At 71.8% G+C, this 15,286-nt stretch carries 16 protein-coding genes; 10 read left to right on the top strand and 6 right to left on the bottom strand.

Annotation, left to right across the window (positions count from 1 at the left end; translation table 11 throughout):
* Nucleotides 1-157 precede the first annotated feature (157 nt).
* Nucleotides 158-880, bottom strand: coding sequence for a response regulator transcription factor (locus tag AB0M63_RS27715; RefSeq protein ID WP_355916281.1), 723 nt, complete (start codon nt 878-880; stop codon nt 158-160).
* 355 nt (nt 881-1,235) lie between these two features.
* Here AB0M63_RS27715 and AB0M63_RS27710 point away from each other — a divergent pair, with 355 nt between their 5' ends.
* Nucleotides 1,236-2,000 carry an SDR family NAD(P)-dependent oxidoreductase gene (locus AB0M63_RS27710; RefSeq protein WP_366021337.1) on the top strand — a complete coding sequence of 255 codons (765 nt, stop codon included), beginning with the start codon at nt 1,236-1,238 and terminating at the stop codon, nt 1,998-2,000.
* Nucleotides 2,001-2,089: 89 nt separating this feature from the next.
* Here the strand turns inward: AB0M63_RS27710 and AB0M63_RS27705 are convergent, their stop codons facing one another.
* A complete protein-coding gene (locus AB0M63_RS27705) occupies nt 2,090-2,272 on the bottom strand; it encodes a hypothetical protein (protein WP_366021336.1) in 183 nt (60 codons plus the stop codon).
* A gap of 178 nt (nt 2,273-2,450) precedes the next feature.
* On the opposite strand from AB0M63_RS27705, the gene AB0M63_RS27700 reads away from it, so the two are divergent.
* From AB0M63_RS27700 to hemC, 8 genes are all read left to right on the top strand, one after another.
* A complete protein-coding gene (locus AB0M63_RS27700) occupies nt 2,451-3,611 on the top strand; it encodes a sensor histidine kinase (protein ID WP_366021335.1) in 1,161 nt (386 codons plus the stop codon).
* A 22-nt stretch (nt 3,612-3,633) separates the two neighbouring features.
* Nucleotides 3,634-4,278 (top strand): response regulator transcription factor, encoded by a 645-nt coding sequence (locus tag AB0M63_RS27695; protein WP_355916293.1) that lies wholly within the window; start codon nt 3,634-3,636, stop codon nt 4,276-4,278.
* Nucleotides 4,279-4,493: 215 nt separating this feature from the next.
* Nucleotides 4,494-5,702 carry a sensor histidine kinase gene (locus tag AB0M63_RS27690; protein WP_366021334.1) on the top strand — a complete coding sequence of 403 codons (1,209 nt, stop codon included), beginning with the start codon at nt 4,494-4,496 and terminating at the stop codon, nt 5,700-5,702.
* Nucleotides 5,699-6,388, top strand: coding sequence for a response regulator transcription factor (locus AB0M63_RS27685; protein ID WP_366021333.1), 690 nt, complete (start codon nt 5,699-5,701; stop codon nt 6,386-6,388). The genes AB0M63_RS27690 and AB0M63_RS27685 overlap by 4 nt, the downstream gene beginning before the upstream one ends.
* A 166-nt stretch (nt 6,389-6,554) precedes the next feature.
* Nucleotides 6,555-7,331 carry an NPP1 family protein gene (locus AB0M63_RS27680; protein ID WP_355916302.1) on the top strand — a complete coding sequence of 259 codons (777 nt, stop codon included), beginning with the start codon at nt 6,555-6,557 and terminating at the stop codon, nt 7,329-7,331.
* Nucleotides 7,332-7,408: 77 nt separating this feature from the next.
* The gene (locus AB0M63_RS27675; protein WP_366021332.1) at nt 7,409-8,968 is read left to right on the top strand and encodes a glycosyl hydrolase family 65 protein; all 1,560 of its coding nucleotides are present in this window, start codon (nt 7,409-7,411) and stop codon (nt 8,966-8,968) included.
* A gap of 374 nt (nt 8,969-9,342) precedes the next feature.
* Nucleotides 9,343-10,350, top strand: a complete 1,008-nt coding sequence (locus tag AB0M63_RS27670; RefSeq protein ID WP_366021331.1) for a questin oxidase family protein — start codon at nt 9,343-9,345, stop codon at nt 10,348-10,350.
* 73 nt (nt 10,351-10,423) lie between these two features.
* Nucleotides 10,424-11,359, top strand: a complete 936-nt coding sequence (hemC, locus tag AB0M63_RS27665; protein WP_366021330.1) for a hydroxymethylbilane synthase — start codon at nt 10,424-10,426, stop codon at nt 11,357-11,359.
* A 4-nt stretch (nt 11,360-11,363) separates the two neighbouring features.
* Here hemC and AB0M63_RS27660 read toward each other — a convergent pair whose 3' ends face one another.
* The 4 genes from AB0M63_RS27660 to AB0M63_RS27645 form a co-directional block, all read right to left on the bottom strand.
* Nucleotides 11,364-11,882, bottom strand: a complete 519-nt coding sequence (locus AB0M63_RS27660) for a hypothetical protein (RefSeq protein ID WP_355916314.1) — start codon at nt 11,880-11,882, stop codon at nt 11,364-11,366.
* 189 nt (nt 11,883-12,071) lie between these two features.
* Nucleotides 12,072-12,932, bottom strand: coding sequence for an ABC transporter permease (locus AB0M63_RS27655; RefSeq protein WP_366021329.1), 861 nt, complete (start codon nt 12,930-12,932; stop codon nt 12,072-12,074).
* Nucleotides 12,892-13,752: an ATP-binding cassette domain-containing protein gene (locus tag AB0M63_RS27650; RefSeq protein ID WP_366021328.1), complete on the bottom strand. Its 861-nt coding sequence runs from the start codon at nt 13,750-13,752 to the stop codon at nt 12,892-12,894. Before AB0M63_RS27650 ends, AB0M63_RS27655 begins: the two co-directional genes overlap by 41 nt.
* Entirely contained in the window at nt 13,749-14,204 is a 456-nt protein-coding gene (locus tag AB0M63_RS27645) for a MarR family transcriptional regulator (RefSeq protein ID WP_366021327.1), read from the bottom strand. The genes AB0M63_RS27650 and AB0M63_RS27645 overlap by 4 nt, the downstream gene beginning before the upstream one ends.
* 103 nt (nt 14,205-14,307) lie before the next feature.
* On the opposite strand from AB0M63_RS27645, the gene AB0M63_RS27640 reads away from it, so the two are divergent.
* Nucleotides 14,308-15,111, top strand: coding sequence for a VOC family protein (locus tag AB0M63_RS27640; RefSeq protein ID WP_366021326.1), 804 nt, complete (start codon nt 14,308-14,310; stop codon nt 15,109-15,111).
* Nucleotides 15,112-15,286: the final 175 nt, after the last annotated feature.

Here is a 15,286-nt window from a genome sequence, read left to right as displayed (position 1 = left end):
TTTACCTGCGAGTTGAGCGACCCCGACGTCACTACGACGACTCGCGACCGCAGCGCGAAAGAGGCGGGGCCGCGTCTCCGCGACCCCGCCCCGCACTCGCTTCACGAGGCGTCCATATTTGCTCCGCGAATCCCTTGCAACTTCACCGGCGGGACACTCACCCGCCACCGGCGGCCCGCCCGAGCCAGTAGCCGAAGCCCCGGCGCGTATGGATCAGCGCCGCACCCTCCTGGTCCACCTTGCGCCGGAGGCGGGAGACGAGTTGCTCCATGGCGTTGTCGCCACGGAAGTCGCCCCAGACGTAGCGGCTGATCTGCTCCTTGGACAGCACCTTGTGCGCGTTGACGAGGAGGTGGCGCAGCAGCCGGTACTCCGCCGGCGTGAGATCGAGGGTGCGCCGCCCGCGCCGCGCCTGGCAGGTGGTGTCGTCCAGGACCAGGTCGGCGTAGTGCAGCGCGCCGTCCCGTCCGCCGCCCCTGCCACGGAGTAACACCTGGATCCGGGCGAGGACTTCGGCGATCCGGAAGGGCTTGGTGACGTAGTCCCGCTCCCCCGCGCCCAGCTCGGGCAGCAGTTTGTCGAGGGCGTCCCAGGCGGTCAGCAGCAGCACGGGCGGGCGGTGCGTGACGAGTCGGCGGCCCTGCGCGAGGGCGTCCATCTGGGGCAACTCCGCGTCGATGACGACCAGTTCGAACCGCTGCTCCGCGAGTCGCGCCACCACTTCGGTGCCGGTGGCGGCCGTCCTGATGCGGTAGCCCGCCAACTCCAGTGTCGTGGAGAGAACTTCGGCGTTGTCCGGCTCGCCCACGGCGACGAGCAGGTGCTGCCCGCCACCGCGGGCGAGTGATCGTGTCTCACTGATGCTGCCGTACGTGGACATGCGCTCAGCCTACCGTTCTGCTTGCCTGACTCAAGCAATATCTATTCGCTTGCTTGACTCAAGTAAGTCACATATGCTTGCCTAACTCAAGCAAGCCCGCCGTCAAGGCGGACTGCCGGACAGCAGGAACGCAACTAAGCCCTCGCTCACCAGAGCCGGGGCCGCCTTGAGCGGAAGGCGGCCCCCGCGCCGAACCCGTGGGGACGGGGGTCGGCGCTGTCCCGGACCCGGTCGCCGGCCACTCCCCCAGATCGGCGCCGGGTCCGTGGACATCCCCTGAGCGTGGCACGGTCCGCACCGCCCTCCGCGTCTCGGGACGAGACCCGCGAGAGCGCGAAGAACGAAGGAGTACGCCATGCGCAGCACCGGACTTGAGGGGCGCAGCGTCGTCGTCACCGGAGCGGCGTCCGGGATCGGGCGTGCCGCGGCCCTGCAGTTCGCCCTCGCGGGAGCTGGCGTCGTGGTCGCGGACCTGGACCGGGCGGGCGCCGTGCAGACCGTCAAGCAGATCGAGAACGACGGCGGCTCCGCCGTCGGTGTCATCGGCGAGTTGAGCGAACAGGCGGTGGTGGACGAGGTCGTCGCCACCGCCCTCGACGCGTTCGGCGCGCTCGACGTGCTGGTGAACAACGCCGGGATCATGGACCGGATGTCGGCCCTCGCCGACACCGAGGACGCCGAGTGGGAGCGGGTCATCCGCGTCAATCTCACGGCGCCGTTCCTGCTGACCCGGGCCGCGCTGCCGCACATGCTCGCCGCCGGGCGCGGCGCGATCGTCTTCACCGCCGCCGAGGCGGGACTGCGCGGCAGCGCGGCGGGCGCCGCCTGCACCGCCGCCAAGCACGGCATCGTGGGCCTGGTGAAGTCCCTCGCCGTGATGTACCGGAGCCGGGGAATCCGCGCCAACGCCATCGCGCCCGGGGCCACCGCCACCGGCATCACCTTCGACGTCGACGCCCGAGCCCACGGCCCGGGGGTGATCGGCCCCGGACTCGGCCTCTCCGACCGGATCGCCTTCCCCGAGGAGCAGGCCGCCGCGCTCGTCTTCCTGGCCTCCGACGCCGCCCGGAACATCAACGGCGTGGTGCTGCCCGTCGACAACGGCTGGTGCGCCGTCTGACCGGCGCCGCGGGCCGCCGCCTCCGGGCGACGAGCCGCGGTGCGTCCGTCGGGGCGCGCGCCCTGGTGTGCCCGTACGGCCGCGCCCGGTCAGGCCGGCTTCCGGCGGGTCCGGAACAGGCTGACGCCCGCCCCCAGCGAGACCACCCCCATGCCGACGCCGGTCAGGACGGCCTGCGACCCGTGGGCCACGAAGGGCGCGGCGACGGCGACGACCAGGTTGAACAGGAACAGGAACCACAGCACGGGTCTCGACGCGAGCAGCGGCTTCATGAATGGTTTCCTCCGGAACGAGCAGATTTGGACCTTCGCTGACGTGTTGCCTCAACGATTGCGTCGTCCGCCCGACGGCACGAGGGAGCGATCTCCCGAGACTGCGGTGGAGCGGGCTGCACCCGCACCGGGTGGCTCGCTCCCCCGTGCCCGGGCCGATGCGCCTAACCTGATCTCCATGCGCGCCACCCTGCGGCAGGCGGCCCGGGCCACATTCCACCTGGTCGTCTCCGCCGCGATGGCCTTCGGGTCGTACATCTTCATCACCGTGCTCCTGATCACCGCGATCCTCACGGTCACGGTGGTCGGCGCGTTCATGCTGCCCGAGACCGTGCTGCTGATCCGGCGGATCGCCGGGGCCAAGCGGCGGACGGCGGGCGCGTGGACGGGCCGGAAGATCCCCGAGGCGTACCAGCCGCTCACCGGCACCGTCCGGGAGCGGGTGCGCACGGCGGTTCTCGACCCGAGCACACTGACCGACTTCCGCTGGATGATCGCCTACTACGCCTACGGCGCCCTGCCCGTGCTGATGCTGCCGCTGTGGCCGCTGGGGCTGGTCGTCGACGGGGTGTGGTGCGGGCTGCTGCGCCGCCAGGCCCTCGTCCTGCCGTTGATCAGCCGGCTCGCGGACCTCGACGCCCACTGGTCCACGGTTCTGCTGAAACCCTCACCGAAGGCCCAACTGGCCGTACGGGTCGAGGAGTTGGTGCAGACCCGGGCGGGCGCGATCGCCGCGCACGGGGCCGAACTGCGCCGGATCGAACGGGACCTGCACGACGGCACACAGGCCCGGCTGGTGTCGCTGTCGATGCGTATCGGTCTGGCGAAGCGGGCCTACGACCGCGATCCGGCGGCTGCCCGCCGGATGCTCGACGAGGCGCAGACGCTGGCCGAGGAGGCGCTGACGGATCTGCGGCACGTCGTACGCGCCATCCATCCGCCGATCCTCACCGACCGCGGTCTGGTCGGCGCGGTGCGCGCGCTGGCCGCCAGCAGCGCGCTCGGTGTGACCGTGACCGTGGACGGACTGACCGACGGACACGACGGGCCGCGGGCGCCCGCGGCGGTGGAGGCGGCGGCGTACTTCGTGATCGCCGAGTCGCTGACCAACGCGGCCAAGTACAGCGGCGCCGACCGCGCCGAGGTCCACCTCGCCCGTGTCCGCACCGGACTGCGCGTCCGGGTGCGCGACGAGGGCCGGGGTGGCGCCGACGAGGCGGGCGGATCGGGGCTGCTGGGCATGCGGCGCCGGGTCGCCGCGCTCGACGGCGGTGTGACTGTGACCAGCCCCGTGGGGGGACCTACCGTGATCGAAGTGGAGCTGCCGTGCGTCTGGTGAGCGTAGTTGAGGCGGAACTGTCGTGAGAATCGTGATCGCCGAGGACAACGCCCTGCTCAGGGAGGGTCTGGTCCTCCTGCTGACGTCGGCCGGGCACGAGGTGGTGGCCGTCGCGGGCAGCGGGCCCGAGGTGCTGCCCGCGCTGCTCCAACACCGGCCGGACGTGGCCGTGCTCGATGTGCGGATGCCTCCCGGCTTCCGCGACGAGGGCCTGCGGGCCGCGCTGGAGGCACGGGAGAAGATCCCGGGACTGCCGGTGCTGGTGCTGTCGCAGTACGTCGAGGAGTCGTACGCCGCCGAGTTGCTGGGCGTCGGCGCGAGCGGGGTCGGCTATCTCCTCAAGGACCGGATCGGCCGGGTCGACGAGTTCCTCGACGCGTTGGACCGGGTGGCGGCCGGCGGTACGGCGCTCGACCCCGAGGTGGTGACCGAGCTGCTCACCCGGCGCCGCAACTCACCGCTGGACTCGCTGACCCCGCGCGAGCGCGAGGTGCTGAAGCTGATGGCGGAAGGCCACGACAACACGACGATCGCCAAGACCCTGGTCGTCACCGAACGCGCGGTCAGCAAGCACATCGGCAATGTGTTCCTGAAGCTGAGCCTGCCGCCGAGCGACAGCGGGCACCGCCGGGTGCTGGCCGTGCTGGCGTATCTGCAGAACGTGTGACGTGACGCGCGCCGCCGGTCGTGCCCAGGGATGACACGGCCGACGGCGCGTACTGCGTTCTCAGTAGCCGCCATTGTCGGCAGCCGCACGACGACGGGACGGGGGTCCGCCAGGGAGGCTGGGCTCGACGAGGGGGCTCCGCGCGGCGCGGGCGATCGCGACCGCTGGGCCGGGCACGGCGGAACACGGCCCCGGCAGCCCGACCGGAGACACCGATGCACGACAGCTGGCAGCACTACGCGGACGAGCACATCCGCACCGTCGACACCATGTCGGCGGTGCTGCTGTTCGCCATGTTCCTCTTCGGCAGCGAGCTGAACGTGCCGCACGGTCCCCGGCCCGACGTGGGCCCCACCATCGCGCTCGCCGCGGTCTCCTGCGCGGCCCTGCTCTGGCAGCGGAGCCGCCCCCGTACGGTCGTCCTGGTCACGGCGGTGGTGGCCGCCGGGGCCGGCGCGCTGGGCTGTCTGCTCACCCCGCTGACGCTGGGGCCGCTGATGCTGGCCCTGTACCGGCTCGCCGTGCTGACCCGCCGTCGGACGGCCCGGCGCTACTTCTTCGCCTCGGTCGTGCTGGTGGTGGGCGCGGCCACGGCGGTGGACCCGGCGCATCACCCCTGGCCGTTCAGGACCGTCGGCCCGGTCGCCTGGCTGCTGCTGCCGGTCGTCGCCGGGAACGCGCTCCGGCTGCGGGAGGCCTATCTGGAGGCGGTGCGGGCGCGGGCCGAGTACGCCGAGCGCGGCCGGGAGGAGGAGGCCCGGCACCGGGTGGCCGAGGAACGGATGCGCATCGCACGGGAGTTGCACGACGTGGTCGCCCATCATCTGGCCCTGGCCCACGCGCAGGCCGGCACCGCCGCGCACCTGGCGCGCACGCACCCCGACCAGGTGCGGAAGATCCTGACGGAACTCGCCGGTACGACGTCCTCCGCGCTGCGCGAGATGAAGGGCACGGTCGGTCTGCTGCGCCGGCCCGACGACCCCGGCACTCCCCTGGCCCCGAGCCCCGGGCTGGCCCAACTGGCCGAGCTGACCGGCTCGTTCGTGAGCACCGGACTCACCGTCACCGTGACGACGGAGGGCGAACGGCGCCCGCTGTCACCGGGGGTGGACCTGACGGCGTACCGGATCGTGCAGGAGGCCCTCACCAACGTCGGCAAACACGCCACGACCCAGTCGGCGCACGTGCGCCTGCGTTACTCCCATGACCGGCTGACCGTCACCGTGACCGACGACGGGGCGGAGGCGGTGACGGCCGCCGTCCCGGTCCCGGGCCATGGCTTCGGGCTGATCGGGATGCGCGAGCGCGCCCGGTCGGTCGGCGGTGCCCTCCGGGCCGGGCACCGCGTCGAGGGCGGCTTCGAGGTCACCACCGAACTGCCGCTGTACCCCAGCACCCCGCGACCGGAAGAAAGCGCCTCATGACCATCCGCGTACTGCTCGCCGACGACCAGGCCCTGCTGCGGGCCACCTTCCGGATCCTGATCGACACCTGCGAGGACATGGAGGTGGTCGCCGAGGCGGCCGACGGCGCCGAGGCGATCCTGCTGGCCGGTGAACACCGCCCCGATCTCGTCCTGATGGACATCCGCATGCCCGGCACCGACGGTCTGGCCGCCACCACCGCCATCTGCGCCGACCCCGCGCTGTCCGACACACGCGTCCTCATCCTGACCACCTTCGAGGTCGACGAGTACGTGGCGCAGGCGCTGCGGGCAGGCGCGAGCGGTTTCCTCGGCAAGGACGTCACCGCGGAGGCGCTGCTGTCCGGCATCCGCACGGTCGCGTCCGGCGAGTGCCTGCTCTCCCCGCTCGCCACCCGCACCCTGATCACCCGCTTCCTGGCCACACCCGTCCCGGGCACCCGGCTCGCGACGCCCGAGAAGCTCGACGTCCTCACCGCACGGGAGCGCGAGATCATGGCGATGGCCGCCGAGGGCCGCTCGAACGACGAGATCGCCGAGAAGCTGTACGTCAGCCCGCTGACGGTGCGCACCCATGTGCACCGCGCGATGACGAAGCTCGACGCCCGCGACCGCGCCCAACTCGTCGTGATGGCCTACCAGACGGGTCTGGTGCAGGCGCCCGTGCCGCCGGATCCCGAGCTGTGAACCGGTGAACGCACCGGAGAACCAAGGAAGTTGCGTAGATCAAGTATTGGGCGGCGTGTCACCACCGCGACACCTCGCCCCCTTGGCACGTACATGAAAAGTCGGGACGCTGAAAGCCCTTTCCACCCCTCACAGCCGTCGGGCTGCGCCCGCAAAGGAGGACGCAGTGTCGTCCCAGAAGTCCCGAGTCCGCCGAGGAAGGTGGCTCGCCGCCCTCGGCGGTGCCGCCGCCCTGGTCGTCGCCTTCCCCTCCGCCGCCTTCGCCGCCCCGCCCACGGCGCTGCCCGCGAACGCCGAGGCGGCCGAGCAGACGTATCTGCCCGCCTTCGACTACGACACGGACGGCTGCTACCCGACGCCCGCGATCGGCCCCGACGGGACCATCAACGGCGGCCTCAACCCGACGGGTTCGCTCAGCGGCGACTGCCACGACGCCTCGGACCTCGACAACACCAACAGCTACTCGCGCTACAAGTGCAACAACGGCTGGTGCGCCTACATGTACGGCCTGTACTTCGAGAAGGACCAGGCCGTCGCCAACTCCAGCATCGGCGGGCACCGCAACGACTGGGAACACGTCGTGGTCTGGGTCCAGAACGGCCAGATCCAGTACGTGTCGACGTCCAACCACGGCTCGTTCACCGTGCACGCGGCCTCCGAGGTCCGCTTCGACGGCACCCACGCCAAGATCGTCTACCACAAGGACGGCATCGGCACCCACGACTTCCGGCTCGCGAACTCCGCCGACGAGCCGCCGGAGAACGACAAGCACACCTGGCAGTACCCGCCGCTGGTCGGCTGGAACGGCTACCCGGCGGGCCTGCGTGACAAGTTGAGCGCCTACGACTTCGGCAGCGCCAACTTCGGACTCAAGGACGCCAACTTCGCGGCCCACCTCACATCGGCCGAGCCGTCCGGAATCACGTTCGACCCCAACGCCTGACGGTACGCGGCACAGGGCACCATCGTTCTCAGGGCTCCCGGGGTCATCTCGACCCCGGGAGCCCGAGAGGACGGAACGTGGCAGCCAGACGAATCTCCCGGCGGGCTCTCCTGGTCGCGCTGGCGGTGGCCGGGGCGACGGCCTTCCCCGCGGGTGCGCAGGGGCCGGCTCCCGGGAACGGATACACCATGCCCACCCTCGCCTTCGACGACCCGGCGGTCCAACGCCGGCTCGGCGCGCTGTACGCGTCCGCGCTCAGGTCCGTGTCCGGCGCCAACACCATCGGCGCGGACCGCTCGGTGTACGACCGGGCGGGCCTGCTCGCCTACCCGCCCGGCACCGTCGTCCGCGCGGGCGGCGGCTATCCCGCGCCGCAGCGCTGGACCCGGGACGCGGCCGTCAACACCTGGAGCGGGGTCAGCCTGCTGGCACCGGCCGTCGCCCGGAACACCCTGTGGTCGGTGGTCGACCGCGCGCGGGACGGCCTCGTCGTCCAGCAGGACAACCAGTGGTGGGACCAGATCGTGTGGGTCCTGGCCGCCCACCACCACTACCTGGTGACCGGCGACCGCGACTTCCTCACGCAGGCCTGCGACACCTCCACCCACACCCTCGCGGCCCGCCGCGCCCAGCACTTCAACGCGTCCTTCGGCCTCTTCGAGGGCCCGGGCTTCATGAACGACGGCATCTCCGGCTATCCGAGCCCGCCCGCCTCGTCCTCCGTCCACTCCTCCTTCGTCCTCGACCACCCGCAGGCAGCCAAGCTGATGTGCCTGTCGACCAACTGCCTCTACTACGGCGCCCAGTCGGCCCTCGCCGCCATGTCCGAGGCCCTCGGCCGCCCCGTGGAAGCCGCCTCCCTGCGCTCCGACGCGGAGCGTCTGCGCACGGCGATCGACCGGCACCTGTGGCGCGCGGACACCGGCACCTACGGCTATCTCGTACACGGCGAGGGCCCGCTCGCCGGACGTCTCGACACCTCGCAGGAGGGCGCGGGACTCGCCCTCGCCGTCCTCCTCGGCGTCGCCGACGCCGACCGCGCCGCCCGCGTCGTCGACTCCACGCACTGGCAGCCGTACGGCATCGTCAACGTCTGGCCGCACTTCCCGCGCTTCGACGACCGGCGCCCGGGACGGCACAACGTGATGGTCTGGCCGATGGTCCACGGACTGTACGGCCAGGCCGCCGCCGACGCGGGCCGCACCGGACCGTTCGCCCTCGCCGTCGACACCCTCGCCGGCCTGATCACCACGAGCGGCGGCTTCTACGAGGTGTACAACTCGGTGACCGGCGCGGTCGACGGCGGCTGGCAGGGCGGCGGCAGCGGGCACGCCGACCACTTCGTGTCGCAGCCCGACCAGACCTGGTCGGCGACGGCGTATCTGCGCCTGGTCCACGACGGCCTGTTCGGCCTGACGTTCACGGACGACTCCCTACGACTGCGCCCGTGCCTGCCCTCGTCCTGGGGCCCGGTGCGCCTGCGCGGGCTGCCGTACCGGGACATGACGCTCGACGTCACACTGAGCGGCTCCGGGAGTCGGGTGCGGTCGAGCACGGTCGACGGGCGGGCCGGGGAGCCCGTCGTGGCGGCCGACGGGCGGGGGCATCGCACGATCGAGGTGGTGCTGACCGAGTAGAACCTGTCCGGCCGAGCGGATCGCAGGGGAGGAACAGAGCCGGGGAAGTGCCGGTGAGCGGGGTGGGTGGAGCGTGCGGCCGCGAGGCGGGAGGAGACGTCGGCGGCTGCCGCCACGGGTGACACGACAGGGCCCTGCGTGCGAGCTGTGGGGAGCCGCCGGGTGAAGGCAACGCCGGAGATGGGCGCGCCACACCCCGCGGCTGGGGCATGATCGGCCGGACGGGTCGGGTCCCGGTCGGACGGCCACCGGCGAGATCCACTCCGTCGGCATCCGCGACGGCCGTAGGACCGCCGACCTAGGGCCGGGGGCGGGTGCTTCTTCCGTCTCCGGGCCGATCTGCTCTCGCGGGCCGGGCGCCTAGCGTGCTGGGCATGGACACGAGCGGAACGCTGGAAGAGGCTTTCGGACGACTGCATTCCACCGGGCCCGAGCGGGACGGCTGGCTCAGCAATCACGCACCGATGGTCGCCGAGGCACTTTCCACGCGCGGGCGGGCCGGGGCCGTTCACCACTGGCTGGATCTCTACCGGGACAAGCTGGAGGAGTTCCCCGATCCGGTGGCTCCCGTCACGGACGACAACTGGCCCTCGGCACTGGGCGATCCGCACCGGGCCGCCGACTGGATCGACTACTTCTCCCGCGCCCTCGCCGAACACCCCTGGCGGAGCGTCCTCGCCGTGTGGTGGCCGCGTCTGCTGCCCGGGATCGCGGCGGGCGCCACCCATCCGGTCATCCGGGTCGGCCATGCCGTACGGGCGCTCGGCGCGGAGGAGAACGAGCCCCGGCTCACCGAACTCGCGCACGGGCTGGGCTACTGGGCGGCGCGGTACCAACCCGTGTCCGGCATCGCGTCGGTGCCCGGCGCGCGCACCGCCGCCGACGCCCTCGACGCCGTACCGCCGATCGCCGTAGGGCCGGTCGGTTTCCGGGCCCGGCTGGACGCCGTCCACCGACTGCCCGTCTGGGCGGGGGAGGTGACCGGTCCGGACGCCGCGCGGGACCGGCTCACCGAGCTGGTGCGCGCGGCCACGCATCGTTACGCCACCCACGGGCACGGTCAGCCGACCATGCTGGTCCACGCCGCGACGGCTCCCAACGCGGTGCTGCGCGCCCTCGACGCGCTCCCCCGCGAGCTGTGGGTGCCGAGCCTGCACGCCGCGTGGACGGCGTCCGCGGCGGTCACCGCGATGTACGCCCCCGACGAGCCGGTCACGTACACGCCGTCGGCACGCCTCACGGCGGAGGAGGTGCTCGAACGGGCCGTGGCCCATGGTGACGAACACGTCATCAAGTTCACCGACACCGCTCTGGACGTGGGCGACGAAACGGCCCTGGTCGCCGCGGTGCGCGCCGTGGAGATCAGCGAGCCCCTTGTCTGATTCGGGTGGTGCGACGGGTTCGAGTTGACGGGTGCGGCGGCTGGGGAGGTGCGAAACGGTCTATCGTGGCCGCATGTCCGTGCCCGAACTGATCCGTATCGTCTCCCGCGACTCGCCCATGGCGCTGGCCCAAGTGGAGCGTGTCCGCGCCGAGTTGGCCGTCCTTCATCCGCGGGTGCGCACCGAGGTCGTGCCGGTGAAGACGACCGGCGACAAGTGGATGGGCGATCTGTCCGCGGTCGAGGGCAAGGGGGCGTTCACCAAGGAGGTGGACGCCGCGCTGCTCGCCGGTGAGGCGGATCTCGCGGTGCACTGCATGAAGGACGTGCCCGCCGACCGGCCGCTGCCGGCCGGTACGACGTTCGCCGCGTTCCTGAAGCGGGACGACATCCGCGACGCCCTGATCCACCCGGGCGGGCTGACCCTCGACGAGCTGCCGGCCGGTACCCGCGTCGGCACCTCGTCGGTCCGCCGGGTCGCCCAACTCGCCGCAACTCACCCGGAGTTGCAGTGCGTGCCGTTCCGCGGCAACGTCAACCGGCGGCTGGAGAAGCTCGCGTCGGGCGAGGCGGACGCGCTGCTGGTCGCGATGTCCGGCCTGGAGCGCATCGACCGGCTGGACGTGGCCACCGAGGTGCTGTCCGCCGAGGCGATGATGCCGCCGATCGGCGCGGGCATCCTCGCCCTGCAGTGCCGTGAGGGCGACACCGACGTCATCGACACGATCAGCGGGCTCGGCCACCCCGAGACCCATCGTGAGGCGACCGCCGAGCGTATGTTCCTGCATGTCCTCCAGGGGCACTGCAACAGCCCGATCGCCGGGTACGCCCAGGTGGACCGGAGCGGTGAGCTGTCGCTGCGCGCCTGTGTGTTCACCCCGGACGGCAAGACCCGGCTGAACGCGCACGAGTGGGCGGGCCGGCTGGACCCGGCGACGCTCGGGACGTCGGTGGCCGTGGCGCTGCTGCGTCAGGGCGCCCGCGAGATCATCGACGGCATCCCGCACTGACCCCTCAGGCGGTGCCGGGCTCCGCCTGGTCGCGGAGGAAGTTGCTGACCTGGTGCGCCAGGCTGTCGTCCCGCCCCGCACCGCCGGCGACCGTCGCGTCGCACAGACCGATGCCGCCCGCCCACAGGCGCCGGTCGGTCCACTCCTCCTCGACCCGGAGCTGCACCTGTACGTCGACCTGGGTCAGGGAGGCCTCCGCACCGGCCGCGTAGAGGACGGCGGTGGCGCGGCGCAGCGGGTGGACGTCGAAGCCCTCGATGAACTGAGAGCTGCGCCAGTCGATGAAGGCGCTCTCGCCGTCCGGGCCGACCCTGACGTCGATCTGACCGTCCTCCAGGTGGATGCCGTAGTGCCGCGCGCCGCGGTTCTCGACGGTGACACGGAGCGTGAAGTACGTCAGCCCCTCGGCGGCGTCGTCGCGTCCGCGCGGCGGCTCGGCAGCCGCCAGGCTGTGGACGCGGACCCGCAGACCGGCATGTTCGTCGTACTCCTGCCAGTCCCCGACCACGTTCGGCTCGTACACAGTGCACCCTCTCGACCTCAGAGAGCTGCTTCCTATCTGTGTGCTCAGCGCACTGTCAAATGAGCAGAATGCGCTGTGGCCAGCGATTTCGTCCGCTTGATCACTGATCAAGCCGTGCGCAGGAAGAATCCGCTTTCCGGCCGTCGAACCGTGGTCGGGGGCGTGCCGCACATCACGTTCCGGACAAGATCAGCGGGCGAGCCGTCCGAGCAGCGAGGAGGCGGCGGCGATGCCCAGTGCGGCGGCCACCAGCAGGACGGCGAAGTCGGTGCCGAGATGGGAGGGGGTGCCGAGCAGGAGGCCGCGCAGGGCGTCCACTTCGTAGCTCAGCGGGTTCACCTTGCTGACCGTCTGGAGCCAGCCCGGCATGATCGCCACCGGGTAGAGGGCGTTGGAGCCGAAGAACAGCGGCATGGTGATCGCCTGTCCGAAACCCATCAGCCGGTCCCTGCTGAGCACGATGCCGGCGATGGTCATCGACAGACAGGAGAAGAAGGCCGAGCCGAGGATCACGATCGCCCCGACGCCGAGCAGCTTCAGCGGGTTCCAGGTCAGCGCGACTCCGAGGATCGCGGCGATGACGACCACGACGACGGCCTGGATCAGCGACTTCACACCGGCCGCGAAGGCCTTGCCGGTGATCAGCGCCGAGCGCGGGGTGGGGGTGACGAGGAGCTTGTTGAGGATGCCGGCGTCGCGCTCCCAGATGATCTGGATGCCGTAGAAGATGGCGATGAACATCGCGGACTGGGCGATGATGCCCGGCGCGAGGTAGTCGATGTAGGGGATGCCGCCGGTGGGGATCGCCTTGATGCGGGTGAAGGTCTGGCCGAAGATCAGCAGCCAGAGGGCCGGCTGGACGGCGCGGGTGTACAGCTCGGTGCGGTCGTGCCGGAGTTTCTGGAGTTCCACCGCGCACATCGCGATGACGCGGGCGGGGATCAGCCGCCAGCCGGACCGGGGCCGGGGCGGGGTGAGCAGCAGGTTCAGGTCGTTCTCGGCGGCGCGGTCAGCCGACGCGGTTCGCGGTGCGGCGGGTGCTTCGGACATCGCGGAAACCTCCTGACTGGTCTTCGAGACCGCTGCCGGCGATGTCCCGGAAGACGTCCTCAAGGGTGGGGAGCGGATCGGTGGCGGGGGCGCCGTCCGCGCGTCGGCGTTCGCCGAGGCCCTCGCGGAGCTGGACCGGGGTGCCCAGGGCGCGGATCCGGCCGCGGTGCATCAGACCGACCCGGTCGCAGTACTGGTCGGCCTCGTCCATGTAGTGGGTGGTGACCAGGACGGTCATGCCGGTGGCCTCGCGCACGGCGTTGATGTGCTCCCACACGCTGGTGCGGGCGATCGGGTCGAGGCCGATGGTGGGCTCGTCGAGGATGAGCAGACGGGGTGCGCTGACCAGGGCCTGCGCGAGTTCGAGGCGGCGGACCATGCCGCCTGAGTAGGTGTTGGCCAGCCGGTCGGCGGCGTCGGTGAGGTCGACCGCCCGCAGCGCCTGGGCTACGCGGGCGGCGCGCTCTCTGCGCGGGACGTCGAAGACGCGGGCGAAGAGAGCGACGTTCTCGCGTCCGGTGAGCCCGCTGTCGGCGGAGAGCTGCTGCGGGACGTAGCCGAGCATCCGGCGGACGGACATCTGGTCCTTGGCCGTGTCGTGGCCGAAGACATGGACCATGCCCGCCGGGACCGACAGGAGGGTGGTGATACAGCGGATGGCCGTGGTCTTCCCGGCTCCGTTGGGGCCGAGCAGTCCGAAGACCTCGCCCTCCCCCACGGACAGGTCGAGACCGTCCACGGCGGTCGTCTCGCCGAAGGAATAGGCGAGCCGGGTGCAGCTCACGGCTGCGGCCCGCCCGGGGGCGGTTTCCGGTGTCATGAGTCCTCGGCCTCCTCGTGCAGATTGACGGCCAGTCGGTGCAGGGCCGGGATCGCCGCGCGCAGTGCGTCCCGGTCCGCCCGGTCGAGACGGTCCACCTCGCCTCGGACGAGTGCCGCGCGCCGGGTGTGCCAGTCGGCGAGGCGGGTCTTGGCCGCCTGGGTGAGCCGGAGGCGGGCGGCGCGCCGGTCGGCGGGGTCCGTCCCGCGGATCAGGAAGCCGTCCTTGACGAGCTGGTTGACGAGCGTCGACACCGAGTTGCTCGCGAGGTACAGCTCCTTGGCCGCGTCCGAGATGCCGATGCCGGGCCTGATCTCGACCAGGCGCAGCAGCTCGACCTCGGCGCCGCGCAGCCGCGGCAAGGTCATCTCGCTCCGCAGTCGCCTGCGGATCAGCCGCTGGACACCGACGAGCGCGTCGGCCAGCTCTTCCGGGAAGTTCTCCGTCTCCACACTCGTGAGATTACCTCTTTAGCAGAGGTAACTAACCCAAAAGGATGGTCAAGACACGTGCTCGACAGGCACCGGGACCCCTTCCGGTTGGACACTGGGGGTCATGGACCACGACAGCAAACCGATCCCCGGCAAGCCGGACGCCGTCTCCACTCATTCGGTGTTCGGGGCCCCGTGCTGGGTCAGTCTCACGAGCCGCGATGTGGAGACCACCGAGGCGTTCTACGAGGCCGTGTTCGGCTGGAAGTGGCGCTCGGCCCGGCTCGGCGACCGTTTCCGGATCGCCACCGCGAACGACGTTCCGGTGGCCGGTCTGGCCGCGGTGGCCTCGATGTGGCAGGTCGCGGTGGCCTGGACGCCGTACTTCGCCGTGCCCGACGCGGACGTGGCCGCCGGCCGGGTCCGCGAGCGCGGCGCCACGGTCGCGGTGGGCCCGCTGTCCTTCCCGCCCGGCCGGGCGGCCCTGCTCGCCGACCGGGACGGCGCGACCTTCGGCATCTGGGAGGGCGACCTCATGGGCGGCTGGGAGACCTGGCGCCGCTCGGCACCGGCCTTCGTCCGCCTGCACACCCGCGACGCCTTCGAGGCGGCGATCTTCTACGGCGAGATCCTCGACTGGGCGTCGGCGGACCCCCAGAGCTGCGAGGTCCGGTACGAGGGCGGCGAGGTCGTCCTGCTCAGCGGCGGGCACGTCGTGGCGCGGATCCAGTCGGGCGCGTTGGAGGCGGCCCCCGACCCGACCGTCCGCCCGCACTGGCAGGTCCACTTCGCGGTCGCGGACATCCGCTCGTGCGCCCGGGTCGTGGCGGCCCACGGCGGAGGCGTCCTGCGGCAGACCGACCACGAGGCGGTACTGCGCGACCCGGACGGCGCACAGTTCACGGTGACCTCACGCGAGGCCCCCTGAGCCAACGCCGTTGCCCTACGGGGCGGCTTCGGGCCCGCGTCCGCGAAGTCCCGTCGCTCGCCCGCAGGGCGAGGCCTCGCGCCCGACGCGGGCGCGGCCCGGTGGCGCGGCCCGGTGGCGCGGCCCGGTGGTCGGAAAGGGCCTCCCCGGGAGACGCCCCGGGGGATGCCGCTGC

The organism is Streptomyces sp. NPDC051576 (assembly GCF_040681835.1).
Lineage (GTDB): Bacteria > Actinomycetota > Actinomycetes > Streptomycetales > Streptomycetaceae > Streptomyces.
This window is presented reverse-complemented; position numbering and strand designations above follow the sequence as displayed.

Bases quoted from the DNA above. Each gene is read 5' to 3' on its own strand.
- AB0M63_RS27715 (WP_355916281.1), bottom strand. From the start codon at position 880: ATGTCCACGTACGGCAGCATCAGTGAGACACGATCACTCGCCCGCGGT.
- AB0M63_RS27710 (WP_366021337.1), top strand. From the start codon at position 1,236: ATGCGCAGCACCGGACTTGAGGGGCGCAGCGTCGTCGTCACCGGAGCG.
- AB0M63_RS27705 (WP_366021336.1), bottom strand. From the start codon at position 2,272: ATGAAGCCGCTGCTCGCGTCGAGACCCGTGCTGTGGTTCCTGTTCCTG.
- AB0M63_RS27700 (WP_366021335.1), top strand. From the start codon at position 2,451: ATGCGCGCCACCCTGCGGCAGGCGGCCCGGGCCACATTCCACCTGGTC.
- AB0M63_RS27690 (WP_366021334.1), top strand. From the start codon at position 4,494: ATGCACGACAGCTGGCAGCACTACGCGGACGAGCACATCCGCACCGTC.
- AB0M63_RS27685 (WP_366021333.1), top strand. From the start codon at position 5,699: ATGACCATCCGCGTACTGCTCGCCGACGACCAGGCCCTGCTGCGGGCC.
- AB0M63_RS27670 (WP_366021331.1), top strand. From the start codon at position 9,343: ATGGACACGAGCGGAACGCTGGAAGAGGCTTTCGGACGACTGCATTCC.
- hemC (WP_366021330.1), top strand. From the start codon at position 10,424: ATGTCCGTGCCCGAACTGATCCGTATCGTCTCCCGCGACTCGCCCATG.
- AB0M63_RS27655 (WP_366021329.1), bottom strand. From the start codon at position 12,932: ATGTCCGAAGCACCCGCCGCACCGCGAACCGCGTCGGCTGACCGCGCC.
- AB0M63_RS27650 (WP_366021328.1), bottom strand. From the start codon at position 13,752: ATGACACCGGAAACCGCCCCCGGGCGGGCCGCAGCCGTGAGCTGCACC.
- AB0M63_RS27640 (WP_366021326.1), top strand. From the start codon at position 14,308: ATGGACCACGACAGCAAACCGATCCCCGGCAAGCCGGACGCCGTCTCC.